Origin of the sequence: Nocardia sp. NPDC049737, from assembly GCF_040674755.1 — a bacterium.
Taxonomy (GTDB): Bacteria; Actinomycetota; Actinomycetes; order Mycobacteriales; family Mycobacteriaceae; genus Nocardia.
The window spans coordinates 1-25,665 of the sequence record NZ_JBFANH010000026.1 but is presented as its reverse complement, the minus strand read 5'-3'; the positions used below and the strand labels follow the sequence as shown (position 1 = coordinate 25,665).

The 25,665-nt window shown below is 65.7% G+C and carries 23 protein-coding genes; 17 read left to right on the top strand and 6 right to left on the bottom strand.

The genetic code is table 11. The features are described from left to right. Positions 1-52: 52 nt before the first annotated feature. The 3 genes from AB0J47_RS30055 to pnuC form a co-directional block, all read right to left on the bottom strand. Positions 53-1,018, bottom strand: coding sequence for a sigma-70 family RNA polymerase sigma factor (locus tag AB0J47_RS30055; RefSeq protein WP_364353460.1), 966 nt, complete (start codon positions 1,016-1,018; stop codon positions 53-55). A gap of 35 nt (positions 1,019-1,053) precedes the next feature. Continuing rightward, a complete protein-coding gene (locus tag AB0J47_RS30050; protein WP_364353457.1) occupies positions 1,054-2,508 on the bottom strand; it encodes a DHA2 family efflux MFS transporter permease subunit in 1,455 nt (484 codons plus the stop codon). A 75-nt stretch (positions 2,509-2,583) separates the two neighbouring features. Further along, complete coding sequence (gene pnuC / locus AB0J47_RS30045) at positions 2,584-3,267, bottom strand: nicotinamide riboside transporter PnuC (RefSeq protein WP_364353454.1); 684 nt, start codon at positions 3,265-3,267, stop codon at positions 2,584-2,586. Between the two features lie 142 nt (positions 3,268-3,409). Between pnuC and AB0J47_RS30040 the strand changes: the two genes are divergently transcribed. From AB0J47_RS30040 to AB0J47_RS30025, 4 genes are all read left to right on the top strand, one after another. Next, positions 3,410-4,219 carry an ABC transporter ATP-binding protein gene (locus tag AB0J47_RS30040; protein ID WP_364353451.1) on the top strand — a complete coding sequence of 270 codons (810 nt, stop codon included), beginning with the start codon at positions 3,410-3,412 and terminating at the stop codon, positions 4,217-4,219. Positions 4,220-4,441: 222 nt separating this feature from the next. After that, positions 4,442-5,188, top strand: a complete 747-nt coding sequence (locus AB0J47_RS30035) for an ABC transporter permease subunit (protein WP_364353448.1) — start codon at positions 4,442-4,444, stop codon at positions 5,186-5,188. A 334-nt stretch (positions 5,189-5,522) separates the two neighbouring features. Then, on the top strand, positions 5,523-6,260 hold the full coding sequence (locus AB0J47_RS30030; protein ID WP_245672143.1) for an ABC transporter permease subunit: 738 nt from the start codon (positions 5,523-5,525) through the stop codon (positions 6,258-6,260). Between the two features lie 77 nt (positions 6,261-6,337). After that, a complete protein-coding gene (locus tag AB0J47_RS30025; RefSeq protein WP_364353445.1) occupies positions 6,338-7,429 on the top strand; it encodes an ABC transporter substrate-binding protein in 1,092 nt (363 codons plus the stop codon). A 2-nt stretch (positions 7,430-7,431) separates the two neighbouring features. Here AB0J47_RS30025 and AB0J47_RS30020 read toward each other — a convergent pair whose 3' ends face one another. Together AB0J47_RS30020 and AB0J47_RS30015 are read right to left on the bottom strand one after the other, a co-directional pair. Beyond that, positions 7,432-8,469 carry an XdhC family protein gene (locus AB0J47_RS30020; protein ID WP_364353443.1) on the bottom strand — a complete coding sequence of 346 codons (1,038 nt, stop codon included), beginning with the start codon at positions 8,467-8,469 and terminating at the stop codon, positions 7,432-7,434. A gap of 14 nt (positions 8,470-8,483) precedes the next feature. Continuing rightward, positions 8,484-9,071: a nucleotidyltransferase family protein gene (locus AB0J47_RS30015; protein ID WP_364353440.1), complete on the bottom strand. Its 588-nt coding sequence runs from the start codon at positions 9,069-9,071 to the stop codon at positions 8,484-8,486. Between the two features lie 141 nt (positions 9,072-9,212). Here AB0J47_RS30015 and uraD point away from each other — a divergent pair, with 141 nt between their 5' ends. The 11 genes from uraD (at position 9,213) to puuE (ending at position 21,231) form a co-directional block, all read left to right on the top strand. Beyond that, the gene (gene uraD / locus AB0J47_RS30010) at positions 9,213-9,719 is read left to right on the top strand and encodes a 2-oxo-4-hydroxy-4-carboxy-5-ureidoimidazoline decarboxylase (protein WP_364353437.1); all 507 of its coding nucleotides are present in this window, start codon (positions 9,213-9,215) and stop codon (positions 9,717-9,719) included. Further along, positions 9,716-10,033 (top strand): hydroxyisourate hydrolase, encoded by a 318-nt coding sequence (gene uraH / locus AB0J47_RS30005; RefSeq protein WP_364353434.1) that lies wholly within the window; start codon positions 9,716-9,718, stop codon positions 10,031-10,033. Before uraD ends, uraH begins: the two co-directional genes overlap by 4 nt. 7 nt (positions 10,034-10,040) lie before the next feature. Next, positions 10,041-10,946, top strand: a complete 906-nt coding sequence (pucL, locus tag AB0J47_RS30000) for a factor-independent urate hydroxylase (protein ID WP_364353431.1) — start codon at positions 10,041-10,043, stop codon at positions 10,944-10,946. Between the two features lie 5 nt (positions 10,947-10,951). Then, positions 10,952-12,313 (top strand): 8-oxoguanine deaminase, encoded by a 1,362-nt coding sequence (locus AB0J47_RS29995; protein WP_364353428.1) that lies wholly within the window; start codon positions 10,952-10,954, stop codon positions 12,311-12,313. A gap of 147 nt (positions 12,314-12,460) precedes the next feature. Further along, entirely contained in the window at positions 12,461-13,090 is a 630-nt protein-coding gene (locus AB0J47_RS29990) for a TetR/AcrR family transcriptional regulator (RefSeq protein ID WP_364353425.1), read from the top strand. Continuing rightward, positions 13,087-13,773 carry a VC0807 family protein gene (locus tag AB0J47_RS29985; protein WP_364353422.1) on the top strand — a complete coding sequence of 229 codons (687 nt, stop codon included), beginning with the start codon at positions 13,087-13,089 and terminating at the stop codon, positions 13,771-13,773. The genes AB0J47_RS29990 and AB0J47_RS29985 overlap by 4 nt, the downstream gene beginning before the upstream one ends. Before the next feature lie 522 nt (positions 13,774-14,295). Beyond that, positions 14,296-15,153, top strand: coding sequence for an FAD binding domain-containing protein (locus tag AB0J47_RS29980; protein WP_364353419.1), 858 nt, complete (start codon positions 14,296-14,298; stop codon positions 15,151-15,153). Continuing rightward, positions 15,150-17,957 (top strand): molybdopterin cofactor-binding domain-containing protein, encoded by a 2,808-nt coding sequence (locus AB0J47_RS29975; protein WP_364353416.1) that lies wholly within the window; start codon positions 15,150-15,152, stop codon positions 17,955-17,957. Before AB0J47_RS29980 ends, AB0J47_RS29975 begins: the two co-directional genes overlap by 4 nt. 132 nt (positions 17,958-18,089) lie before the next feature. Next, the gene (locus tag AB0J47_RS29970; protein WP_364353413.1) at positions 18,090-19,277 is read left to right on the top strand and encodes an aldolase/citrate lyase family protein; all 1,188 of its coding nucleotides are present in this window, start codon (positions 18,090-18,092) and stop codon (positions 19,275-19,277) included. Positions 19,278-19,294: 17 nt separating this feature from the next. Then, positions 19,295-20,317: an allantoicase gene (gene alc / locus AB0J47_RS29965; RefSeq protein ID WP_364353410.1), complete on the top strand. Its 1,023-nt coding sequence runs from the start codon at positions 19,295-19,297 to the stop codon at positions 20,315-20,317. A gap of 5 nt (positions 20,318-20,322) precedes the next feature. Beyond that, positions 20,323-21,231: an allantoinase PuuE gene (puuE, locus tag AB0J47_RS29960; RefSeq protein WP_364353406.1), complete on the top strand. Its 909-nt coding sequence runs from the start codon at positions 20,323-20,325 to the stop codon at positions 21,229-21,231. Between the two features lie 82 nt (positions 21,232-21,313). Here the strand turns inward: puuE and AB0J47_RS29955 are convergent, their stop codons facing one another. Then, the gene (locus AB0J47_RS29955) at positions 21,314-22,435 is read right to left on the bottom strand and encodes a lipase family protein (RefSeq protein ID WP_364353403.1); all 1,122 of its coding nucleotides are present in this window, start codon (positions 22,433-22,435) and stop codon (positions 21,314-21,316) included. A gap of 432 nt (positions 22,436-22,867) precedes the next feature. Here AB0J47_RS29955 and aceA point away from each other — a divergent pair, with 432 nt between their 5' ends. Next, positions 22,868-24,157, top strand: a complete 1,290-nt coding sequence (gene aceA, locus AB0J47_RS29950) for an isocitrate lyase (protein WP_364353400.1) — start codon at positions 22,868-22,870, stop codon at positions 24,155-24,157. 359 nt (positions 24,158-24,516) lie between these two features. Beyond that, a complete protein-coding gene (locus AB0J47_RS29945) occupies positions 24,517-25,386 on the top strand; it encodes a 3-hydroxybutyryl-CoA dehydrogenase (RefSeq protein WP_364353397.1) in 870 nt (289 codons plus the stop codon). Positions 25,387-25,665: the final 279 nt, after the last annotated feature.

Genomic DNA, 25,665 nt, shown 5'->3' with positions numbered 1-25,665 from the left:
CGGCATCCGCTCGCGGAGAACAGGCTCGGCGTTGTCCCTTCGCCTCCTCTGTTCAGAGGGTGGTAGGGAGCCCGAAGCCCGGGAAGAGGGTGGCGTCGAGGAAGACCGTGATGCGGTCGATGGCTTCGTCGCGGAGGGTGAGTAGGTGGATGGAATGTGCCTGGTAGGTGTCGTTTTGGTCGCGCCGGTAGTAGGCGATGGCGGGTTGGGTGTTGGCGGAGGTCGGGATTGCGCGCCAGAGGTCGGGGGTGGAACCACATCTGTCGGTGAAGAAGGCGACGACGTGGGCGCGGCCCGCGAACCAGAGGAGGGCGGGCGGCATTTCGAGGACTACATCGTCGCGCAGTAACTTGGCGAAAGAAGCCATGTCGGCGTTGCCGAAGGTGGTTACGTAGCGGTCGATCATCGCGCGTTCGTCCGGGCTCAACGATTCCGAGATGCGGTCGAGCATGGGGGCGTCTTTCTCCAATTGGGCGCGGGCGCGTTGCAGTGCGCTATTGACTGCGGCGGTGGAGGTTTCGAGTAGGTCGGCGACCTCGGCTGCGGACCAGGCGAGTACGTCGCGCAGGATCAAGACCGCGCGCTGTCGGGCGGGTAGGTACTGCAGGGCCGCGATGAATGCGAGGCGGATGCCGCTGCGGGCCGCGATCACGGTTGCCGGATCGTCGGACGCGGTGCCGAGTAGTGCGTCGGGAATCGGCTCCAGCCAAGGGATTTCGGGATGACGCTGCGGTTTGGTGACCAAGGTTTCGCTGGGCCCGACAAGTCCGGTGGGCAGCGCCCGCCTGCCGCGCTGTTCGAGCGCGGTCAGGCAGGCGTTGGTGGCGATCCGATACAGCCAAGTGCGCAGCGACGCGCGCTGTTCGTCATAACGGTCGGCCGAGCGCCAGGCCCGCAGCATCGTCTCCTGAACCAGATCCTCGGCGTCGTGAATCGAGCCGAGCATCCGATAGCAGTGCGCGAGCAGTTCGGGCCGGTAGGGCGCGGTGCGCGCCGCGAAATCCGCACTGACCGTCATGGGTGCACAACCTACCGAGGAATCTGTGGCGCTGGTCATGCCTTCACCCCCGTATCGGCCGCCGAGTCGGAGGCAACCCCGTCGCTCGGTGTGCCCGTAGGGTCGGCCGACATGGTGTTCGGTGCGGGCGTACCGGCCGGAATCAGCAGGCCGATCGCGGCGCCCAGGAGCGCAAGCAGGGCAGCGGTCCCGATGGCGGCGGCGAAACCGTCACTGAAGGCCCGAGCGCTGGCGAAGCCGCCTACGGCCGCGAAAACCGCTGCCGGAACCGCGATTCCAAAGGCGCCGCCAAGTTGGCGCAGAGTGTTGTAGGTGCCCGATGCCGCCCCGACGGCGGGCATCGGAACGGCGCGCAGTACCGCACTTTGTGCGGCGGGAATCGCCATCGACACGCCTATGCCGGAGACGACGAAGGGCGCGATCATCGCCGCGTACGGCAGGTCCGGCCCAGCGGTGAGAGCAATCCACCCGTAACCGACGGCCTGCATGAGCAAACCGGTGACAACCAACGGACGCTCACCGAACCGGTTGACCTGCTTGCCTGCGATTGGTGCCACCAGGAACAGGGTGACCGTCCACGGCGCCAACCGCAGTCCGGCGCCGAGCGGACCTTGCTGCTGCACGATCTGCAGGAACTGGGCGAAGAAGAACGCGCCACTGAAAATCGAGGCGGCCAGCAGGAAGCCGACCGCATTGCCCGCGGAGAAGGCCCGCGAGGCAAAGAAGCGCATGGGAATCAGCGGCGCGCTGACGCGCAGTTCCCAGCGCGCGAATCCGACTGAAGCCACCGCGCCCACCAGGAAGGCGAGCACGACTTCGATACTGGTCCAACCGGATTCATTGCCGCGAATCAGGCCCCAGACGATCCCGAAAGCGGCGACGCTCACCAATGCGATTCCGAGAAAGTCCAGTCTGCGCGCCTCGCCCATACTTTCGGCGAGCCGCGTGCGCACCAATGGAATCAGCACCGCACCGATCGGCAGGTTCAACCAGAAGATCCACTGCCAGGCCAGGCCCTGCACCACCGCACCGCCGACCAGCGGCCCTCCGAGGGTGGCCAATCCGGTTGCCGCCGCGAATAATCCGAGCGCCTTGGTCCGCTGCTCCGGCTGGAAAGCCGCCGAGAGCAAGGCAACCGCCACGGGCATGATGGCGGCGGCCCCGATGCCCTGTGCCGTCCGCGCGGCGATCAACAGACCCAGATTCGGTGCCAGCGCACATCCGGCCGACGCCGCACTGAAAAGTGCCAGCCCGCCGACGAGCACCCGCCGACGGCCGTAGCGGTCACCGAGCGCCGCGCCCGCCATCAACAGCACGGCGAAACTGAGGTTGTATGCGTTGATCGTCCATTCCAGCTCGCCGATCGATGCGTGCAGGTCGAGCTGGATCGCATGCATCGCGGTCGTGACGACCAGTGCGTCGAGCACGATCATCAGGCCCGCGAATGATGTCAGCGCCAGCACCCAGCGCTGCCCCGTGGTCATCTTCATTGCATTCCTCCGATGGGTTGTGCGGATACATACCGGCGCCGTGGCGCCGATTCATCGGAGGTTGGGAAAAAAGCTTCAGGAACGCGAAGGCACGAGATCAGCGACGACAGGGGCTTCGCGCAAGGTGCGCACCCAGACGGCGAAGCCCCACGCGACGAAGCCCGCATAGATCAGATACAGCGTCGCCGACGGGTAATAGCCCGCCTTCAACAGCAATGGCACGCCGACGAGATCGACGGCGATCCAGATCAGCCAGAATTCGGCGAGCCCGCGTGCCATCCCGTAGGTCGCCAGCACCGATCCGGTGAAGATCCACGCCTCCGCCCACGGCCCGTAGGAACCGATCAACGCGAACAATCGAGCGAATGCGGCCGTGCCGACCAACATCGCGGCCACCAGCACCAGCCGTTCGCGCCCACTGGCCCAGCGCGGTACGACACCGCGGTGTTCGAGTCCGGTTTCGGCACGAGCATGCCGATGCCAGCTCCACCAGCCGTACACGCTGACCGCGATGAACATCAGCTGACGCCCGGCTTGTCCGGCCATATTCAAATGCTGTGGAGTGTTGAAGATTCCGCCGACGAAAACGGTGAACAGCAGGGCATTGCCCGCGATCCCGATCGGCCAGGCCCACACCCGCCGCCGCATACCGCCGACCGCGGAGGCCAGACCGAAGCCATTGCCGATGATCTCGCGCCAGAGGATCTCCGAGCCCGCGATATGCAGCTTGGCGTCGAGCAGCGCGAAAAGTGGGTTCACCTCCGCTGTAACCCGAGCGGGTCGCTATCTCATCCCAACCTGCGGGTTCGACGCAGGCGGATCGGAAATCACGTAACGATTGCGCAATCTGGGGTGGCGATTCGCAATATCCGTGCAACGACCTGCTCCTAGTGTTTTGGTCATGACGGCGAGCGGTACCGAGGAGCCCACTGGCGGGACGGGCATCCACATCAGCGGTTTGACGAAGACATTCCGGGTCGGGCGGAAGACGGTGCAGGCGCTGGACGAGGTGGAGCTGCATACCGAACAGGGCGCGTTCTTATCCCTGCTCGGCCCATCGGGCTGCGGCAAGTCGACGGTGCTGCGCATCCTGGCCGGACTGGAGACACCGACCGCGGGTAAGGCGCTCATCGACGGTGAAACGCCCGCCCAACTGCGCAGCCGCCACGAACTCGGCATCGCCTTCCAGGATTCGGCGCTGCTGCCGTGGCGTTCGGTGGAATCCAATATCAAGCTGCCCCTGCAGGTCGCGGGCATTTCACCGGATCCGGGACTGATCGCGGATCTGGTCCGGCTGGTCGGCCTCGAGGGCTTCGAGAAGGCCAAACCGGCGCAGCTGTCCGGCGGTATGCGCCAACGTGTTTCGATTGCGCGCGCCCTGGTCGTCAAGCCGACCGTCCTACTGCTCGACGAGCCCTTCGGCGCACTCGACGATATGACCCGGCAGCGGCTGAATCTGGAATTGCTGCGGATCTGGACCGAGAAGCCCGCGACCACCCTCATGGTTACGCACGGCATCGCGGAGGCGGTGTTCCTCTCCGATGTGGTCGCGGTGATGAGTCCGCGGCCGGGCCGGGTGCTGGAACTGGTGAAGATCGATCTGCCGCGCCCGCGCACGCCCGAGATGATGCGCACGCCGGAATTCCACAAGTTGCACGACTACCTCTCCGAGCTGTTGTTCGGGAAGTCCGGCAAGGGCGGTGTCGCATGAGTGAGCGCAGCGAGCGAATGCTGAATACAGCCGAGCGAATCGTAGTGCGGTCGTGCACAACCGGAACGGTCCGTGAGGTGTGGGCATGAATGGCATTCGAGAGCCGCGGTCGCGTGACCTGACCAGATGCCTGGCCCACGCACGCCAGGGCTGGCAGCGGGTCAGGCATGATCGGCCGCGGCAGCCGGTGGTATGCCGCCGACGCCGCCGAGGGGGTGCGGCATGAAACGGATCGGTGGACTGATCGGCGTCTTGGGATTGGTCGCGATCTGGTGGCTGCTGGCGGCGCTGGAGGTCGCGGGCGGCACCATCCCCAGCCCGTGGACCGTTCTGCACAACATGTACACCGATGGCTGGGATCTGTACGGCCCCAACTTCCGGATCACTGCGCTGGGCGCGCTGAAGGGGTTCATCTGGGGTAATGCGTTGGCCATCGGTCTGGCATTCCTGATCGTGCTGATCCCGTGGATCGAACCGCTGGCCACCCAGCTCGCTATCCTCAGTTACTGCATCCCGCTGCTCGCGCTCGGGCCGATCATCCTGGTGGTCTTCGGCGGTCGCACCCCGACGGTATTCCTCGCGGCGATGTACTGCTTCTTCACCACCATGGTCGGCACGGTCACCGGACTGCGCTCGGCCGATGTCACGAGCCTCGACTTGATCCGCGCCTACGGCGGTGGTCGCTGGCAGCAGCTCTATCGGGTGCAGGCGATCGCGGCGCTGCCGAATATGTTCGCGGCGTTGAAGATTGCCGCCCCGTCGGCCGTGCTCGGTGCGATCATCGGCGAGTACCTCGGCGGGGTGGACAGCGGCATCGGTGTCGCACTGACCGCCGCGCAATCCGCCTATAACGTGCCGCGCACCTGGGGCATGGCACTGGCTGCCGCCGCACTCGCAGGGCTCGGCTACGCGATTGTCGCGATTGTCGCTCGATTGGTCACCCCGTGGACCGGCCAGGAGGCGAGATGAGCCGCGCACTAGCGCCGCGTCCAGATAGCTTGCTCGCCGACTGTAGTGATATGGCGGTCGAATACGGCGTGGGCGACCACCATTTGACTCCGCTCGGCGGAACTCCGCAGCGAGTTGGCGTACGTCGGGCAAAGCAGTGCGCGTTGGGCAAGACCGCGCGCGGCCCGTTTGGAGGAGTGCGATGACCGACGAACTCGTGCCGATGGACAACGTGACTGCCGCCGCGCCGCCACCCGTCGAGGCGAGCACGCGGCCCCAGCGCAGCGCCGCCGCCCTCGCCGTCCTCACCCGCATCGGCCGCTTCCTGTTCCCCCTGGTCACCGCGCTGCTGCTGATGCTGGTGATCTGGTACGTCTTCCTGAAGGCCTTCCCTCAAGTCGGCCCCCGAGTAGGCAAAACACCCAGCGATATCTGGAAGTACCTGTTCAACTCTTCCGGCGCACACACCGCACGCCAGGCGATCTTCGACGACCTGCAGATCACCCTGCGTGACGCCGCGATCGGTTTCGGCGTCGGCATGCTGGCGGCTCTCGTCGTCGCGGCGCTGTTCGTCTCGTTCTCGGTGGTCGAGCAGACATTCATGCCCGTGGCCATGCTCTTGCGTTCGGTGCCCCTGGTGGCGCTGACCCCGATCATCGTGCTGGTGTTCGGTCGCGGACTGGCCGGTGTGACGGTGCTCGCGGCGATCGTGGTGTTTTTCCCGGCACTGGTCATGATCATGGCCGGTTTGCGCAATGCACCGCGGCAAGCGATGGACCTGGTGGCCGCATACGGCGGCTCCCGCTGGACCGGACTGCGCATGGTCGCCGTGCCCGCCGCCCTGCCCTCGGTCTTCGCGGCGGCGCGAATCTCGGTGCCCGGCGCGTTGATCGGCGCATTGCTCGGTGAATGGTTGGGTAGTGGAACCGGGTTGGGGGCCAGTCTGATTCGCGCTATCCCGACCTTCCAATACAGCAAGCTGTGGGCCTCGATCGTTATCGTGACCATTGTTTCGGTGCTGCTGTACGCGATCGTCGGCGTCATCGAGAATCTGGTACTGGCGCGCTTCGGGCCCGAAGCGGGCCGCCGCTGACCGGTCAGTTTTCGTAAAATCAGTGCTCGGAACGCCAAAGTAAAGAAATCGAAACGGAATCCCCCTAGATTCGGCCCATGAACCCCGTACAACGCTCTTCGTTCGGGCCGCACCTGAACCGGCGATCCCTGCTTCGTTACTCCGCGCTGGCCGGCGCAGCATTGGGCGGCGCGAGCCTGCTGGCCGCATGCGGCGATGATTCGAAAGACTCGTCGGGCGGGTCGGTGGCGGACGGATCCAAGTACGGTTCCGTCGCGATCCAGCTGTCCTGGCTCAAGAACATCGAATTCGCGGGCGAATACTTCGCCGATTCGAAGGGCTACTACAAGGAGGCCGGATTCGGTTCGGTGAATCTGATTGCCGGTGGTGCGGCGAGCACCTCGGTCGAGGCAGGCCTGGACACCGGCAAGGTCTGGCTCGGCACCTCGGCCCCGCAGACCACCGCCCCCGCGATCCTGGAGGGCCTACCCGCCAAGATCGTCGCGACCACCTATCAGAAGAACCCGTTCTGCATCGTCAGCTCCGCCGCCAAGCCGATCAAGACCCCGCAGGATATGAAGGGCCGCAAGATCGGCGTCCAGGACACCAATCAGCTGATCTTCAACGCCCTGTTGAACGCCAACGGTATGAAGCCCAGCGATGTGACCATCGTGCCCGCGCAATACGATCCGACCCCGCTGGCCAACGGCGAGGTCGACGGCTGGGTCAGCTATGTGACCAATGAGCCGATCACGTTGACCGCCAAGGGATTTCAGAATGTCAATTTCCTCTTCGCGGACTACAACCTGCCGCTGGTGGCCGAGACCCTGACGGTCAAGCAGTCCACCATCGATAAGGAACGCGACAAGCTGAAGGCCTTCCTGATCGCCGAGATCAAGGGCTGGAAGGATGCGGTGGCGAATCCGGCCGAATCGGGGCGCCTGGCGGTCGAGGTGTACGGAAAGGATCAGAAACTCGATCTGAACGAACAGACTCAGGAGGCGACCGCGCAGAACGGCCTCGTCGTTTCCGCGGATTCGACCGCCAATGGTTTGCTGACCATGACTGATCAGTTGATCGAGCAGAATATCGCCGCACTGCGCAATGCCAAGATCGATATCAAGGCCGACCAGCTGTTCGACCTCTCGGTGCTGCGCGAGGTGTACGCGGAGAATCCTGGCCTGAAGTAGCGCTAAAGTGCCACCGGGGCGCTGGCCGGGAATTCCCTGAATTGCGGTTCGGCGCTCCGGTTTTCGGTGATCTGACGCCCGGCTCCGGAGCGGGCGACAAGCAGTTCGGCGGCGATCGAAACGGCGACTTCGGCGGCGGTGCGTGCCCCGATATCGAGACCGGCGGGGGAGTGCAGGCGGGCCAGAGTCGCGTCATCGAAACCGCCCGCCCTCAGATCCTCGATGCGTCTCAGGTGTGCGGACCAGGAGCCGTTGGCGGCGAGGTAACCCAGTTCGGGTAGCCGAAGTGCCACCGTGAGCAGTGGGATTTCGAACGTCGGATCGTGCCCGAGGACGACAATCGCCGTGCTGCCATCGATTTCGCCCGCCGCCGAGAGCGTATTCAGGTACCGGTGCGGCCAGTCGACGACCACCTCGGCGCCCGGGAAGGCTTCGGGTGTTGCGAAGGTGTCGCGGGAATCGCAGATCGTGACGCGGTAGCCGAGCAGTTTGGCCTGTACGGACAGTGCTGCGGCAAAGGCGTTGGCGCCGAAGATGATCAGCCGTGGCGGCGGCGGGAACGAGGCCACGAACACATCGGATTCGGGCAGCGCTACCAGTTCGGTCGCATGCCGCTGCGGGGTGATCAGATGCTGTCCGATCAGATCCGGATCCGGATTCCACACCACGGTGAACAGGCTAACTCTGCGGTGCGCGGCGATTTCGGCGGCTATGGAGGGGAATTCCGGAAAGTCCCGGCGTGAGAACGGCTCGACGAAAACATCGACCATGCCGCCGGAGTCCAATCCGGGCTCGCCCGGCGGGACACCGAGGCGGTGCAGTCCGCGTCGACCGCTGCGCGCGGCATCGGCGGCGGCCTCGATCACTGTCGACTCGACGCTGCCGCCGAGGAGCGAACCGTAGACCGCGCCATTGGCATCTACCAGGATCGATGTCCCGACCGGCAGCGGTCCGGAACCAACAGTTCGCACGACGGTGGCCAGTCCACCTGTTCGGCCCGAATGCCACACCCGCAATAGGTCGTCGACGATGTCCCGCATCTGTTCAGCTCCGCTCACGCGTGCGGCGTGGCCGGGAAGTCACGATCATCGCCTGTCGCCAAATCGTCGCACGTGACGCACACCATATCGTTATTACCGGCCAAATAGGTGCGCCCGCCGGAATCTCTAACGGCTGCCTGATACACCGAGGTCCAATGCTTGTGGGACATCACGACGGGATGCCCGGGTGTGGTGTGGAACACAGCCCGCGCCAAGCCGGTCGGTGCCGCGAAGGCCGCGGCGACGACTCGGGCGACCACATCGGCTCCGACGTCGGGGGTATCCACCGGCATGATCGCGACGTACTCGGCGGGCGTATGCGCGACGGCTCGCAAACCCGCCCGCAGTGAGGCCCCGAGGCCGGTCGCCCAGTCCGCTGCCCACACATGATCGACACCCTTGGGTAGATCGACCGCATCCGGTGACGGTCCGGTCGCGCCGAGCACCACGATCACCGGATCGCAGCCGCCGTCGCGCAGGGCCGCTAGCGCCGACCGCAGCCAGGCGCCGCCCTCGGCCAATGCCTTGGGCATCCCGTAGCGCGTCCCGGCGCCCGCGGCCAGGACGATGCCCGCGCAGACCGGTTCGGGTGATACAGCCATGAGCAGACGGTAGCCCGGCCGCGTAGCTGATGGGTTACGGAAAAGTGCTGTGACGTCGACGGCCGGACGCCGACGACACGCCGGAAGTGATCTATCCCTATTCGACTGGCGACCGGGTCGGTCGTATTCGATGCTGGTCCGATGACACACGACGGGTTGGGCCTCGCGGAATTCAACGCATTGCCCGAAGCGAAGGCGAATGCGGCCTTGCTCGTGTGTTGCGCTTCGCCGGAATGGGCGCGGGCTCTGGTCGCCGGACGGCCGTACGCGAATACTGATGCCGTATTCGATGCTGCCGACGCGGTGCTGGCGGAATTGTCGGAGGCGGAGGTCGATCGCGCACTCGACGGACATCCGCGTATCGGTGCCCGGCCCCATACTGCGGCATCCGCGCGGGAGCAGGCCGGGGTCGCCGGGGCCGAGGATGCCGTGCGGGTGCGGCTGGCCGAGGGCAATCTGGCCTATGAGGAGAAGTTCGGCCATATCTACCTGGTGTGCGCGACCGGTAAGTCCGGGGACGAGCTGCTGGAATTGCTCAGTGCCCGGCTCGGAAATGATCCGGAGACCGAAAGGCTGGTTATGCGAAGGGAATTGGCGAAGATCAATCGGATTCGGTTGGCGCGGCTGCTGGTCGGGGATGCCGAATGAGCACGCTTAGTACACATGTGCTCGATGCCGCCGCCGGCGCGCCGGCTGCCGGTATCGCAGTGGTGCTCTATCGGGACACCGAGGTGCTCGGTTCCGGAACAACCGATGACGACGGCCGGATCGCTTCCCTCGGTACTTCACTGCCACCCGAGACGTATCGGCTGGTGTTCGATACCGGCGCATACTTCGCCGAGCGGGAGATCGAATCGTTCTATCCGGAGGTCTGCGTCACATTCGTCGTCATCGAAGAGCGGCACTACCACGTCCCATTGTTGTTGTCGCCCTTCGCCTTTTCCACCTACCGAGGGAGCTGAGCCGGCTATGGAGCTGACCGGACCGATCGTGCTGTCCGACAACCGGTATGGAAAGGCGGAGAATCGCATCGTCCGGATTTATCGGGACCAGCCGCGTCACGAGATCCGCGATGTGAACGTATCCACGGTGCTGCGTGGCGATTTCGCCAATGCGTATGTCGCCGGTGACCAGTCGAAGGTATTGCCCACCGATAGCCAGAAGCAGACCGCCTACGCGTACGCGAAAAAGCCTGGGCTGCAACCGATCGAAGACTATGCGCTAACGCTCGCCGCACATTTTGTCGACGAGATCGCACCGGTCGACAGCGCGCGCATCGAGGTCGAAGAGTATGCCTGGCAGCGCGTTACCGTCGACGGCAGCGAGCACGATCACACCTGGGTGCGGCAGGGGCCAGAGGTGCGGACCGCGACGGTCACGGTCGCGGGTAAGGGCGAGCGGCAGCAGGCCTGGGTGATCGGCGGGGTCAAGGATCTGGTGATCCTCAAGTCGACCGGCTCGGAATTCGCCGACTTCCTCACCGACGATTTCACCGTGCTCGCGCCGACGAGCGACCGGATGCTCGCGACATCCCTCGTCGCGCAGTGGCGATTCGCCGCTACGACCGACGTGGACTGGGATGCGGTGTACGCGGGCGTCCGGCAGCGGATGGTCGAGGTCTTCGCGACGCTGCATTCGAAGGCTATGCAGCAGACGCTCTTCGAAATGGGCAAGGCCGCACTCGAGGCCTTTCCGGTGCTCGCCGAAATCCGGCTGGCCGCGCCGAATAAGCATCATTTCGACTACGACCTCGCTCGATTCGGCATCGCGAACCACGGCGAGGTCTTTCACGCCGATGACCGGCCCTACGGGCTCATCCATGCCACTGTGCAGCGGGAAGATGCCCCGGAAGCCGGGCCCGCATGGCTACCGTAGGCACTATGACGACAACGACGGTCATCGACGGGTGCGCCGTGGCGACCGTCGATCCGAACGGCACCGAATACCGTCGCGGGTATGTGACGGTGCAGGGCAACCGGATCACCGCGGTCGGTGCGGGTGACGCGCCCGATCTCGGCGCGGACACGCACCGCATCGATGGCCGCGGCTGCCTGCTCACGCCCGGACTGGTGAACACCCATCACCATCTCTACCAGTGGGTCACTCGGGGTCTGGCCGCGGATAACACGCTGTTCGAATGGCTCACCACGCTCTATCCGATCTGGGCCGGTATCGATGAAGATGCGGTTCGCGTCGCCGCGACCGGTGCGCTCGCCGCGCTGGCCCGGACGGGCTGCACCACCTCCACCGACCATCACTACGTATTCCCGCGCGAAGGTGGCGACCTGCTCGGCGCGGAGATCGCCGCGGCCGCCGAGGTCGGCTTGCGATTCCATCCGACGCGCGGCTCGATGGATCTCGGGCAGAGCTCAGGTGGTTTGCCGCCCGACGAGGTGGTGGAGACCCTCGACGCCATTCTCACCGCGAGCGCGGATGCCGTTGCCCGCTGGCATGATCCGTCATTCGACTCGATGCTGCGGATCGCACTCGCACCGTGTTCGCCGTTCTCGGTGACCACGGAGTTGCTGCGCGAATCCGCGGTACTAGCACGCGATCTCGGCGTACGCCTGCATACCCATCTGGCCGAGACGATCGATGAAGCGCAGTTCTGTGCGGATAAGTTCGGCTGCACACCCGCGCAGTACATGGAGCGACTCGGTTGGCTCGGCTCGGATGTCTGGTACGCACATGGCATCCACCTGGACGACGCTGCCATCGACACCATGGCGAAAACCGGTACCGGAGTGGCGCATTGCCCCACCTCGAATGCGCGGATCGGCGCGGGTACGGCGCGCACGGCGGATCTGGTCGCGGCGGGCGTGCCGGTCGGCCTCGGCGTGGACGGTGCGGCGAGCAATGAATCCAGTTCGATGATCGAGGAGCCGCGCAATGCGCTGCTCTATGCGAGGGCCAAGGGCGGACCGCGTGCGATCAGCACTCGAAAAGCGTTGGAGCTGGCCACTATCGGTGGTGCGCGGGTGCTGGGGCGAGAAGCCGAAATCGGGTCGATCGAACCGGGCAAGCTTGCCGATCTCGCCCTGTGGCGCCTCGATACACCCGCACACGCGGGCATCGATGACCCGGTGACCGCATTGATTCTCGGCTCGGCACCGCCACTGGCGGCATTGATCGTCAACGGGCGCATGGTCGTTCGAGATGGTGAGGTGCGCACGGTGGACGAGGCGAAGGTCGGCGGCGAGGTCGCGCGGGCGCAGGCGGCGCTCGTCGCGAAGGCGGGATAGCGCCGTCACGGCTGTCGCCTTCGTATCGAGCGAGCTTGATGCGCGCGGCGATCGGCGCTGCGCAGACACTACGACCAATACCCATCGGAGTTTGCTCGTCTGTTCCGAATATTGCTTAGCTGAGCAAGACGCACTAATGTTTTGCTTATGCAAGCAAGGAGTGGCTCAGGTAAGCGTGAGGCGCGGACCTTCACCGAGACCGCGCGCCGCGCGCAGATCGTGGAGGCCGCGATCGAGGTGATCGCCGAGGCCGGCTATCCGAATGCGTCGTTTGCGAAGATCGCCAACCAGGCGGGGCTGAGTAGTACCGGCATGATCTCCTACCACTTCGAGGGCAAAGATGATCTGATCCGCGAGGTGGCCACCGAGATCGTGCGCGTGAATACGGAATTCGTCGTCGCCAAGCTCGACGCCGAGTCCGGATATACCGCTCAATTACGCACCTGGTTCACGGCCAACCTGGCACTGCTCGGCGAGTACCCCCGACATCAGCGGGCGCTGGCAAGCATCATCGCCAACATCCGTCCCGACGACCCGCAGAAGTTCGGCCTGGTCGAGCATCTGGCCGAGATCACCCGTGCCGAGGAGCGGTGGATGCGAGAAGCGCAGCGGGCCGGCGCATTTCGCGACTTCGATCCCGCCATCATGGTGCTGGCCATCCGGGGCGCGCGGGAGGCGGCCATTACCCGAGCCGGCCTCGACCCCGACTTCGATACCGCGGCCTGCGCACGCGAACTGGCCGACCTATTCGATTACGCCACACGGAGGCAATCGTGATCACGTCCCGAGCCGAGATGAACCAGCAGCAGTCGATTGCGGCGGATCGCACGTCGCGACAGAAAAATGCCGCTGCGCGCCGCCTCGTCGCGCGACAATTGATCGTGGAACTGGTGCTGCCGATCGGCGGCTACTACGGCTTGCGTGCGGCGGGAGTGAATCCGTGGCTGGCGCTGATCGCGCCCGCCGCGCTCACCGTGCCATTCCTCACCTACCACGCGATCCGGCAGCGCCGCGTCGACACGGTGGCGCTGTTCACTCTCACCATGATCGTGGTGGGCGCGGTGATGTCGCTGGTGACCGGTGATCCCCGCACGCTGATGGTGCGTGACAGCTGGATCTTCGGCGTGCTAGGCCTGTGGATCTTGGCCACCCTGTTCACCCAGCAGCCCTTCATACGCACAACTTCCCGCGCGATCGTCACGGCGAAGATCGGCGAGGAGGGCTACCGGCAGTGGGATGCACGCTGGGATAACGACTCCCAATTCCGCCGCCAGCTGCGAGTGCTGACCGCGGTCTGGGGGTCAACCTTCTCCGGAGACGCACTGGTACGCGTTGTGCTCGCCTACACGCTCCCGATCGACTCGGTCCCGCTGGTGAGCAGCCTGCAATGGCTGGTAGTCCTTGCCGGGGTGTGGACCTTTCACACCGTCTACGTCACCAGGAAAGGACTGAAAGTCTGAGCTGGTGTATACGGTCGCACGCGGTATCCCGAGCTCGCAATGTGCCGAGAGTGCCTGTGCCACCGGAAATCTTGAGTCGTTGCTGATGTCACTGAAGTCGATACGTGTGTTTGCAGCCCGGTTTGGCTCTCGCTGCGCCGACCTCCACCAACCCGTATCCCGGCAGCGCCACGCGGATCCGGTTCGGCGCTCCGATGCCGCAACGCCTTGGTTTCTGCGACGGATCCAGTCGTGCGACGGCTGTACCCGGATACACAACCCGATCGCCGGGCCCGGTCCGTCGTGTGCAGACCGGACCTGGCTGGTCTTCGGGGGCAAACGCGTATTCAGTGGGTCGGGCGAGTTGCCGTGGTTAAGACGAATGTCCTGATCAGACGGTATTGCTGGATACTGGAACTACAGACGTCGCGGACTGCGCGGTTCCGTGGGTAACGACCGCGCAACCTGGGACGGGTGTCGCGCAACATCGCGGCAACCCACGGCTTCTACTGTGGCGGTAGCGGTAGTGGAGCGAGGTGTGGTGTGGATCTGGACACGATTCGAGATGTGATTGTGGCGCGGGGGCGGGCCGACCTGGCTGTTGTGGGCGGGGGTTGTGCGGTACTCGCCGGGGGGACGTTCTTGTTCTCGGAGCCGCAGCAGGAGCTGGATCGGCTGGTCGATATAACCGCGCTCGGGTGGGCTGCTCTGACGGAGACGGGGGAGGGGTTGGAGATCGCGGCTACCTGCACGTTGGCGGAGTTGGCCGGGGCTGGGGTCGGGCGGGAGTTGGGGGTGGCGGTGTTGCGGGTGGAGTGGCCGGGGACGGCGTTGTTCGCGCGTGCGTGTCGGGCGTTGGTGGCCTCGCACAAGATATGGCGGACGGCGACGGTGGGCGGGAATGTGTGTTTGTCGTTGCCCGCCGGGGCGGTGTTGGGGGCGCTGGTGGCATTGGACGGCGTCGCGCTGGTGTGGTCGCCGGATGGCGATGATCGGCGGATTCCCTTGCGGGAGTTCGTGCTCGGGCCGGGACGCAATGTGCTCGGTCCCGGTGAGGTGTTGCGGTCGATCACCGTTCCGACTCGAAGTCTGCACGCGCGCACCGCATTCCGGAAGATCGCGCTGGCTCCGCTCGGTCGCTCCGGTGCGGTTGTGATGGGTCGGCGCGAGGCGGACGGCCGCTGCGCACTGACCATAACCGCGGCGACGACCCGCCCCATAGTGCTGGATTTCGATGGGACGCCCGGTGATGCGGAGGTGCGGGGTGCGGTAGCAGCCATCGATCCGACACTGTGGTTCGACGATCCGCACGGAGCACCGGACTGGCGTCGCCATGTCGCCGGTGTGCTCGCTCGCGAGGTCGCGGCCGAGCTACGCGCCGAAGCCGGTGATAGGCAATGAGATTCGAGGTCGATGGTCACTTGGTGCGGGCCGAACCTCGCCCGGGGCAATGCCTGCGTTCGCTGTTGCGCGAACACGGCCATTTCGCGGTGAAAAAAGGTTGTGATGCGGGCGATTGCGGTGCGTGCACCGTGCAACTGGACGGTGTGCCGGTGCACTCGTGCATCATTCCCGCCTATCGTGCCGCGGACCGCTCCATCACCACCGCTTCCGGCCTCGGTACCGCCGAAGAGCCGCACCCCGTCCAGCAGCGGTTCGTGGACTCGGCGGCCTTCCAATGCGGTTTCTGCACCGCGGGCATGGTGGTCACCGCCGCGGGTCTCGGCTGCGGTGGCCGGAGCGCCCCGGATCCCGAGGCACTGCCAGAGCTCATGAAGGGAAATCTCTGTCGCTGCACCGGATATAGCACGATTGCCGATGCCCTGGGCGCTGCTTCCCCCTCGGATCCTGATGGCGTATCGGCGCATGGTGCGGACGCGACCATATACCTGAACCCTGCTGCTCGGCACGTCTCATCGGAGGAGGCCACTGGACGAGCGGGCACCGGTGTCGGCGCGCCCGCCGGACCTCGAATTGTCACGGGTGCAGAACCCTTCACCTTCGACGTCAGCCCCGAGGGCGAGGACGCACCTCCGACGGCCCCGCTACATATCGCCGTCCTGCCGAGCCCGCACCCCCACGCGCGAATCGTCTCCATCGACACCTCGGCCGCCGAAAACCTGCCGGGCGTGTATGCGGTGCTCACCTACGCGGACGCCCCCGATCTCGCCTTTTCCACCGCACGCCACGAACTGCGAGTCGACGATCCGGATGACACCTATGTGCTGGATCGCACGGTGCGATTCATCGGACAGCGGGTCGCCGCCGTGGTGGCGCAGAGCCTGGATATCGCCCGCGCAGGTTGCCGAGCACTACAGGTCGAATACGAAATCCTGCCGGCGGTATTCGATCCGGCCGATGCATTGCTTTCGGACGCGCCGAAACTGCATGCCGATAAACCGGATTCGGCTCGTATCGCCGATCCAGAACGCAATCTGATCGCCGAGATCAACGGTGCGGTCGGTGACGTCGAGGCGGGCCTCGCCGCGGCGGCACAGGTGGTCAGTGGTGTCTGGCACTCCCCGCGGGCCCAGCACGTACATCTGGAAACCCACGGCGGTATCGGCTGGTTGGACGCGGACGGCAGGCTGGTCATCCGCTGCAGCACACAGGTCCCGTTCCTGGTGCGCGACGAGGTGTGCCAGATATTCGGGCTACCGCGTGACCGGGTGCGCGTATTCGCCAAGCGCGTGGGCGGTGGATTCGGCGCCAAACAGGAGATGCTGGCCGAGGACCTGATAGCGCTGGCGGTACTGCGCACCGGTCGTCCCGTGCAATACGAATTCACCCGCTCCGATGAATTCACCAGCGCCACTTGCCGTCATCCGATGCGGGTGGCGGTCACCGCGGGCGCGAATGCCGACGGCGTGCTGACCGCACTGTCGATCGACGTGCTCGCCGATGCCGGTGCCTACGGCAATCACAGTGCGGGCGTGCTGTTCCACGGCGTCGGCGAATCCATCGAGGTCTACCGTTGCGCCAATAAGCGCGTCGAGGCGAAGACGGTCTACACCAACAACATTCCCTCCGGCGCATTCCGCGGCTACGGCCTCGGCCAGATCATCTTCGGCGTCGAATCGGCCATGGATGAACTGGCGCGCGCGCTCGATATCGACCCGTTCGAATTCCGCCGCCGCAATGTCATCGTCCCCGGCGACGCATTCGTCGGCGCGGAAGTGGGCGACAGCGATCTGGACTTCGGCAGCTACGGCCTCGATCAATGCCTCGACCTCGCCGAACGATCCTTGCTGCGCGGCAATGGTGTTCGCGCTCCCGGTCCGCAATGGCGCGTAGGTACCGGTATGGCGCTGGCCATGATCGCCACCATCCCACCGCGCGGCCACCGCTCCGAGGCAACCGTCGCCTTGCTCCCCGACGGACGCTACGAACTCCGGGTCGGCACAGTCGAATTCGGCAACGGCACCACAACAGTGCACGCCCAACTCGCGGCAACGGCACTGCACACCGACATGCGCCGCATTGTGATCCGGCAATCGGACACCGATGTCGTCGGCCACGACACCGGCGCCTTCGGATCCACCGGCATCACCGTCGCGGGCAAGGCCTCCTATGCCGCAGCCGTGGCATTGCGCGAGCACATCCTGGTCCGGGCCGCCAAGCTGACCGGTCGCGCCGAAGCGGAGTGCGTCCTGGTTGCCGATGGCGTCCGCTGCGGCGATCGACTGATCGGCGCCACCGAGCTCCTGGCCGACGGCGAGTTGTCCGGACACGGCGAACACGCGGGCAGCCCGCGATCGGTCAGCTTCAATGTGCAGGCATTCCGGGTCGCCGTGCAGCCCGAGACCGGGTTGGTGCGCATCCTGCAATCCGTCCAGGCCGCCGACGCGGGCACGGTGCTCAATCCGGTGCAATGCCGCGGCCAGGTGGTCGGCGGCGTGGCGCAAGCCATCGGCACCGCGCTCTACGAGGACATGCGCTGCGCGCAAGGCGAGGTAACCACGCGGACGCTGCGGCACTATCACATCCCGCAGTTCGCCGATCTGCCGCACACCGAGGTCTACTTCGCCGAAACCGCCGATGACCTGGGCCCGCTCGGCGCCAAGTCGATGAGCGAATCCCCGTACAACCCGGTCGCCCCCGCCTTGGCGAATGCCATCCGCGATGCTGTCGGGGTACGACAGACCGGTTTGCCGATGACGGCGGACCGGATCTGGCGCGCCCTTCAGGAAGGAGACCAGGGGTGAGCACTCAGCGACGTGAGCGTCAGGCCCGGAGGAGGCAGCGTGCGTAACCACCCGGGTCCGGGAAACACAGCGCCGGCGAGCGGCGCAAATTCGACACGGCTACCCGAGAACGCCCGCGCTCGCATCGACGCGATGCTCGACACGGTCGACGCCGAGTTGCGGACCCGGTATCCGGGCTCCGACGGCCGGGTCCAGCCGATCCACACCGCCTACGTCCCCGCCGACCGGGCCACGGCCACGACCCCCGTCGAATGGGGTGCGGCGGCGATAGAACTGCTCGATCGCCACCATGATCTGCTCGCCGGAATCGACGGCACAGCCGCGCTGCCCGCCGTGCGCAGCCAACTCGAGCAGCGGCCGATCCAGGATCTGCGCATCGACTTCGAAGACGGTTACGGATTCCGCGCCGACGCCGAGGAGGACCAGGCCGCCACCGATGCCGGCGCGACACTCGCCGCGTGGGCGCAGCAACCCGGTGGGCCGACCAGCTTCGGCATCCGGATGAAGGGCTTGGCGGGTATCGAACGCACTCGCGCCCTGCGCACCCTCGAGCTGGTCTTGGATGCCGCGGGCGGTGTGCCGCGGGGTTTCGTCTTCACCGTCCCGAAAATCCGTGCGGCGCACCAGGCTGCGGCGCTGGTCACCCTGTGTGACGGACTCGAGCGCGGCTGCGGGCTCGATGCGGGCACCCTGCGATTCGAACTGCAGATCGAGAGCCCGCAGGCGATTATCGCCGCCGACGGCAGCGTCCCGGTCGCCAAGATGCTTCGCATGTCCGAAGGCCGTTGCAGTGCTTTGCATTTCGGCACCTATGACTACACCGCAGCGTGCGGTATCGCCGCACCCGATCAGGCGCTCGACCATCCGACGGCGGACTACGCGAAGTCGATCATGCAGGTGGCCGCGGCCCAGACGGGTGTGTGGATCTGTGACGGCTCCACCCAGATCGTGCCGGACCGCGATCCGGAATCCGCACTGCGCAACCATCATCGGCTTGTCGGCCGGGCGCTGCGCCTGGGTTACTACCAGGGCTGGGACATGCATCCGGGCCACCTGATCACCCGCTGGCTGGCCACCTACGAATTCTTCCGTCGCGCCATCGACGTCGCGGTGCCACGTCTGGTCGCCTACCTCGACCGGCGCTGCGGCGGCGTCATGGACGAGCCCGCCACCGCGGAAGCCTTGGCGGCCACCGTTTTACGCGGCCTGAACTGCGGCGCACGCACCGCCGATGAGCTGCGCGCGCTCGCACCGGTACTGACTCCCGGGGTGCTGCGGGCACTCGTCGCGCGCGAGCCGATTCCGCAGGAGACGCTGTGAACTACGCAGGAGGTGTAATGAGTGGAGCATCGCGTAGCGATTCCGTGGACGGTGATCGGCGGGCGACGGGTGGGCCCGACGCCGCAGTTTTCACGCTGCTGCCCGACCTTGCCGTCCGGGCGCTCGGCGGCTCGGTCATCTGGGCCAACGACGAATTCTTCGCCGAGAAAGAGAATTTGATCAATCCGGGACCGTCGGAATACCGACCGTCGACCTTCGGACACAAGGGCCAGATCTACGACGGCTGGGAAACCCGCAGGCACCGCGGCCGCCCCGGCGACGATTGCGCCATCGTGCGGCTGGGCGTACCCGGCGTGATCCGCGGCATCGTGGTGGACACCGCCTGGTTCAAGGGCAACTATCCGCCCGCGGTTTCGCTCTCAGCACTCGAGATCGACGGCTATCCATCCGCGGAAACCATCGCCGAGCGCGACGACTGGGTGACCCTGATCGACCGGGCCCCGGTAACCGGTGACAGCCGCAATCCATTCTCGATCGAGAACGAAAACCGTTGGACCCATGTGAAACTCACCATGCACCCGGACGGCGGCGTCGCCCGGCTGCGCGTGCACGGCGAGGGCAGGCCCGACCCGAATCTGCTCGGCCTTGGCCCACTGGACCTGGCCGCCCTGGAAAACGGCGCCCTGGTCCTCGACTGTTCCAACCGCTTCTACAGTTCGCCGAACCAACTGCTCTACCCGGGTCTCGCGCGAAAAATGGGTGACGGCTGGGAAACCGCCCGCCGCCGCGACGACAGCAACGACTGGGTGCGGATCCGGCTGGCCGGACCCGGCCTCATCCGCCTCGCGGAGATCGATACGTCGTACTTCCTCGGTAATAGCCCAGGCTCGGCCCGACTCACCGGCCGCACCACCGACGGCACCGAACTCGAATTGCTCCCGCGCACCGAACTGCTGCCCGATACCAGGCACCGCTTCGTGATTGCGCCGATGGCGGCCTCGGTGGAGGAGGTCCGACTGGATATATACCCGGACGGCGGGCTCGCACGGCTGCGCCTCTACGGCGAACTCGGGGGCTGAGTGGCATGGGTGAACGAGATTTCGTCGGCTACGGCGCGACGCCACCGGATCCGCAGTGGCCCGATGGTGCGAAGATCGCGGTCCAGTTCGTCCTCAATTACGAAGAGGGCGCGGAGCACAATGTGCTCGACGGCGATCCGCATTCGGAGACTTTTCTCTCGGAAATGACTCCCGCGCAAGCGTTTCCGAATCGCCACATGAGCATGGAATCGCTCTACGAATACGGCTCTCGCGCCGGACTGTGGCGCGTACTGCGCGTCTTCGCACGCCGCGACCTACCGCTGACCATCTTCGCCGTCGCCCACGCTATGCAGCGAAATCCGGAGGCGGTGGCGGCCTTTCAGGAACTCGGTCACGAAATCGCCAGTCACGGCCTGCGCTGGCAGTCCTACCAACTCACCGACCGCGACATCGAGCGCGAGCATATGGCCGAGGCCGTGCGCATCCTCACCGAACTAACCGGCGCGGCCCCGCTCGGTTGGTACACCGGCCGCGATTCACCGCACACCAGGGAACTGGTGGTCGAACACGGCGGTTTCGTCTACGACTCGGACTCCTACGCCGACGATCTCCCGTACTGGGTCACCGTGCGTGGCAGGAACCACCTGGTCGTCCCGTACACCCTCGACACCAACGACATGCGCTTCGCCTCACCCGCGGGCTTCCCGAGCGGCGAACAATTCTTCGCCCACCTCCGCGACGCCTTCGATGTGCTCTATCGCGAAGGCGCGGAGGGCAGTCCGAAGATGCTGTCGATCGGTCTGCACTGTCGTCTGGTCGGCCGTCCGGCTCGCATAGCCGCCCTCGAGCACTTCCTCGACCATGTCCAGTCTCATAACGATGTCTGGATCACCCGACGCATCGATATCGCCGAACACTGGCACCGTACCCACCAACCGATCGGCCGCGACTAGCGGCAGCGAGTGTGCCCGACAACCGCGCAAATTCCGCGGTGATGACACCGAAGGCGGTTACGGATAGGTCGTTCGGATCGCGTCAGGCAAACTGATTGCGGACGAACGACAGCGAATTCGCCAATGACGCGTTGACCGTCCCGTCGTGATCGTAGGGGTAGACGTAGAACGTGACCGGCTGCTGATTGGCCGCGAGCACTGCGGCGAACCGCAGTGTCTGCGGGGCGATCACATCCGTATCGAGCAGGCCCTGGCCCAGGAACAGTGGCTTGTCGTAACCGGATTCGGGCAGGCCCATATACCCGGATAACAGTCCGTGCAGGTTCGGAATCTGTGCGAGCGGCCGTGCGAACAGGTCGCCGACCAGCACGTCGTTCGCGCCCAGCGCGTCGGCCAGCGGGGTGACGCACATCTCGCGGGCCCGGCCGAGCCATTCGCGGCCGGAGTCGGTCAGGACGGACTCGATGTCAAGCTGCGGATAGGTCGTGCGCAACCCGTTCAGGATGTAGAGCAGGTACGCGGTGCTGTGGTGGTTCAACTCGACAGCTGGCACCTGCGGCCCGAGCAGCTGCAGTATGTCTTCGATATACGCGGGTACGCCGGTGCCGACCGCGCCGCGGTAATCGAGTTCCGGTCCGCCGAATTCGGTCGCGTACCGGGCGGTGAACACGGCCGCACCGCCGCCCTGTGACTGCCCGACGACCATCCACCTCTTCGCCAGCGACGAGTACTGTCTGGTCGCGGCCTTGACCGCGTCGACGACATTGTGTGCTTCCACGCGTCCATCGAGGTAGGGATGGTCGCCCGGCGTACCGAGTCCGGCATAGTCCGCGGCCACGATCGCGTATCCCTGTCGCAGCCAGGTCCCCAGATACGCCCAGTCCCGTTCGACCGCGCTGGGTCCGGCGATGCTGTAGGCGCAATTGTCGCCGAGCCCGACGGTGCCGTGCGCCCACGCGATCACCGGCCAGCCACCCTCGGGTGCCTCCCCGGGCGGGAAATAGACCGCGGCGCTGGCCACCGTCGGCGCATCGTTCGTGGTGGTCGTCGCATACAAGATGCGGCTGGAATCCACCGACCCGGGCAGCGTCGCCACCGCGGCCAGCGGCGCGACGGATTCCACCGTGCTCGGATCGGCGCTCGCCGCGGGCGACTGCACGCCAAGGCCACATACGACGGCAACGGCGAGCCACAGTTTCCGCATAAAAAGCTCCTCTCGGACGCTGAGCGTCTCTCCCCGATGGACTCGGTCCGTCAATCGAACCATCGCGCCCATCTCGAGGTGGCGGGGACCACACAGACGCTTGTGAAGGTGCTCACAACCCGGAATGCCGAGCGCGTCGGATGGCGGGCCGGGGAGCGATCGCAAACAGTACGAGCGTTACGCTAAAACCGCACGTCAGAGCTACCGGCGGGTAGGTTGCATGCTTGCAATTCGCAGGCAAATTTCGCAAGGTTAGCAAAGGCCGGTCGAAACCTAGCTCCGATTCACACTTGCAACAGGTAGACGGCTATTTCCTGGTGTGCAATCGTGTGGAAGTACACCCCATTGGCCTAGCAAGCCTGCAAATTGCCGCCACAGCAGTTCGAGCGATGCTCGACCGTGGGGCACCGAAACGAAGAAGTGGAGTCAGAGATGTCGAACGCCGGCACCCCGAAGACCGCTGCGGAGATCCAGCAGGATTGGGACACCAACCCGCGCTGGAAGGGCATCACCCGCAACTACACCGCCGAGCAGGTGTCGAAGCTGCAGGGCACCGTCGTCGAAGAGGCCACCCTCGCCCGTCGTGGCTCGGAGATCCTCTGGGATCTGGTCAACAACGAGGACTACATCAACTCCCTCGGTGCCCTCACCGGTAACCAGGCGGTTCAGCAGGTCCGTGCCGGCCTGAAGGCCATCTACCTGTCCGGTTGGCAGGTCGCCGGCGACGCGAACCTGTCCGGCCACACCTACCCGGACCAGTCGCTGTACCCGGCCAACTCGGTTCCGTCCGTGGTCCGCCGCATCAACAACGCGTTGCTGCGCGCCGACGAGATCGCCAAGGTCGAGGGCGACACCTCCGTCTCCAACTGGCTGGCCCCGATCGTCGCCGACGCCGAGGCCGGCTTCGGTGGCGCGCTGAACGCCTACGAACTGCAGAAGGCCATGATCGCCGCCGGTGCCGCCGGTGTGCACTGGGAAGACCAGCTGGCCTCCGAGAAGAAGTGTGGCCACCTGGGCGGCAAGGTGCTGATCCCGACCCAGCAGCACATCCGCACCCTGACCTCCGCGCGTCTGGCCGCCGACGTCGCCGACGTGCCGTCGGTGATCATCGCCCGCACCGACGCCGAGGCCGCCACCCTGATCACCTCGGACGTGGACGAGCGCGACCGTGAGTTCCTGGACGGCACCCGCACCGCCGAGGGCTTCTTCGGTGTGAAGAACGGCATCGAGCCCTGCATCGCGCGCGCCAAGGCCTACGCCCCCTACGCCGACCTCATCTGGATGGAGACCGGCGTGCCGGACCTCGAGGTCGCCCGCAAGTTCGCCGAGTCCGTCCGCAGCGAGTTCCCGGACCAGCTGCTGGCCTACAACTGCTCGCCGTCCTTCAACTGGAAGGCCCACCTGGACGACGCGACCATCGCGAAGTTCCAGCGTGAGCTCGGCGCGATGGGCTTCAAGTTCCAGTTCATCACCCTGGCCGGCTTCCACTCGCTCAACTACGGCATGTTCGACCTGGCCCACGGCTACGCCCGCGAGGGCATGACCGCCTTCGTCGACCTGCAGGAGCGCGAGTTCAAGGCCGCCGCCGAGCGTGGATTCACCGCCATCAAGCACCAGCGTGAGGTCGGTGCCGGCTACTTCGACACCATCGCCACCACCGTGGACCCGAACACCTCGACGGCGGCCCTGAAGGGTTCCACCGAAGAGGGCCAGTTCCACTGAGCTGAAGTGAACGATGGCCATCGCTCGGTCTGAGTCGGTCGAACACCGGGGTGTACCAGCGTTCGACGCTGAACCGACCCCGACGGAGCGAGTCTTACGAGCGACGTTCGCGGCCCGTCTCGCGTCCGAGTCGTCGAAGCGCATGCGCCGTAGGCGCGAGTCTCGACGGCTCGGACGCGAGACATCAGGGGGCCGCGAACATGCCGCGCGGAGCGCGGCCATCCAACACCGCCCTCCCGGCTGAACAGCCCCAGCCGGGAGGGCATCCCTATACCTTGGACCATCGAAGGCCGACTCTTATCGGAGCACCCTTCGTCATCAGCCACCCGACAGCCAGACAAAAACAGCAGGAGCGGGACGTGAGCAGCGAGAAGATTCAGCGCGTCGGCATCATCGGTGCCGGACAGATGGGTGCCGGAATCGCGGAAGTGTGTGCGCGGGCGCATATCGATGTGCTCGTCTACGAACAGACCCGGGAGCTAGCCGCCGCGGGCCGCGCTCGCATCCTGCGCTCGCTGGATCGCGGCGTGAGTAGCGGCAAGATCACCGAGCGCGAGCGCGAACAGGCCGCATGGCGGCTGCGGTTCACCTCCGACCTCGGCGATTTCGCCGACCGCCAGCTGGTGGTCGAGGCGGTGCTCGAGGACGAGAAGGTGAAGACCGCCATCTTCGCCGAACTCGACAAGGTCGTCACCGATCCGGACGCCGTGCTGGCCTCCAACACCTCCTCCATCCCGATCATGAAGATCGCCGTCGCCACCGCCAACCCGGAGCGCGTGGTCGGCATGCACTTCTTCAACCCGGTGCCGGTGCTGCCGCTGGTTGAGCTGGTCACCACGTTGAAGACCAGCGCGGCCGTGTCCGCGCGGGCCGAGGCCTTCGCCGGCGAGGTGCTCGGCAAGCAGGTCGTGCGCTCGGCCGACCGCTCCGGCTTCGTGGTGAACGCGCTGCTGGTTCCGTACCTGCTCTCGGCCATCCGGATGGTCGAATCCGGCTTCGCCACCAAGGAAGACGTCGACAAGGCGATGGTGCTCGGCTGCGCCCACCCGATGGGTCCGCTGGCGCTCACCGACCTGGTCGGCCTCGACACCGTGAAATCCATTGCCGACTCCATGTACCAGGAGTTCAAGGAGCCGCTGTACTCGGCGCCGCCGCTGCTGATGCGCATGGTCGAGGCCGGTCTACTCGGCAAGAAGACCGGCGCAGGTTTCTACCAGTACAAGGTCTGATAACGCGTCGCTTCTGGTCTGATACCGCGGTGGTGGCGCCACTCGGACGAGAGCCATCAGACGTCGCAAATCAGACAGAGTAGACGCTGTCAGCGGATTACTCTGTTGAAGACGTGCTGTCGTGGGCGCCTGCCACTGTTATGCCCTACGCAAGCACCACGGAGCGAGTCTTACGAGCGACCGTTCGCGGCCCGTCTCGCGTCCGAGTCGTCGAAGCGCATGCGCCGTAGGCGCGAGTCTCGTCGGCTCGGACGCGAGACACCAGGGGGCCGCGAACAC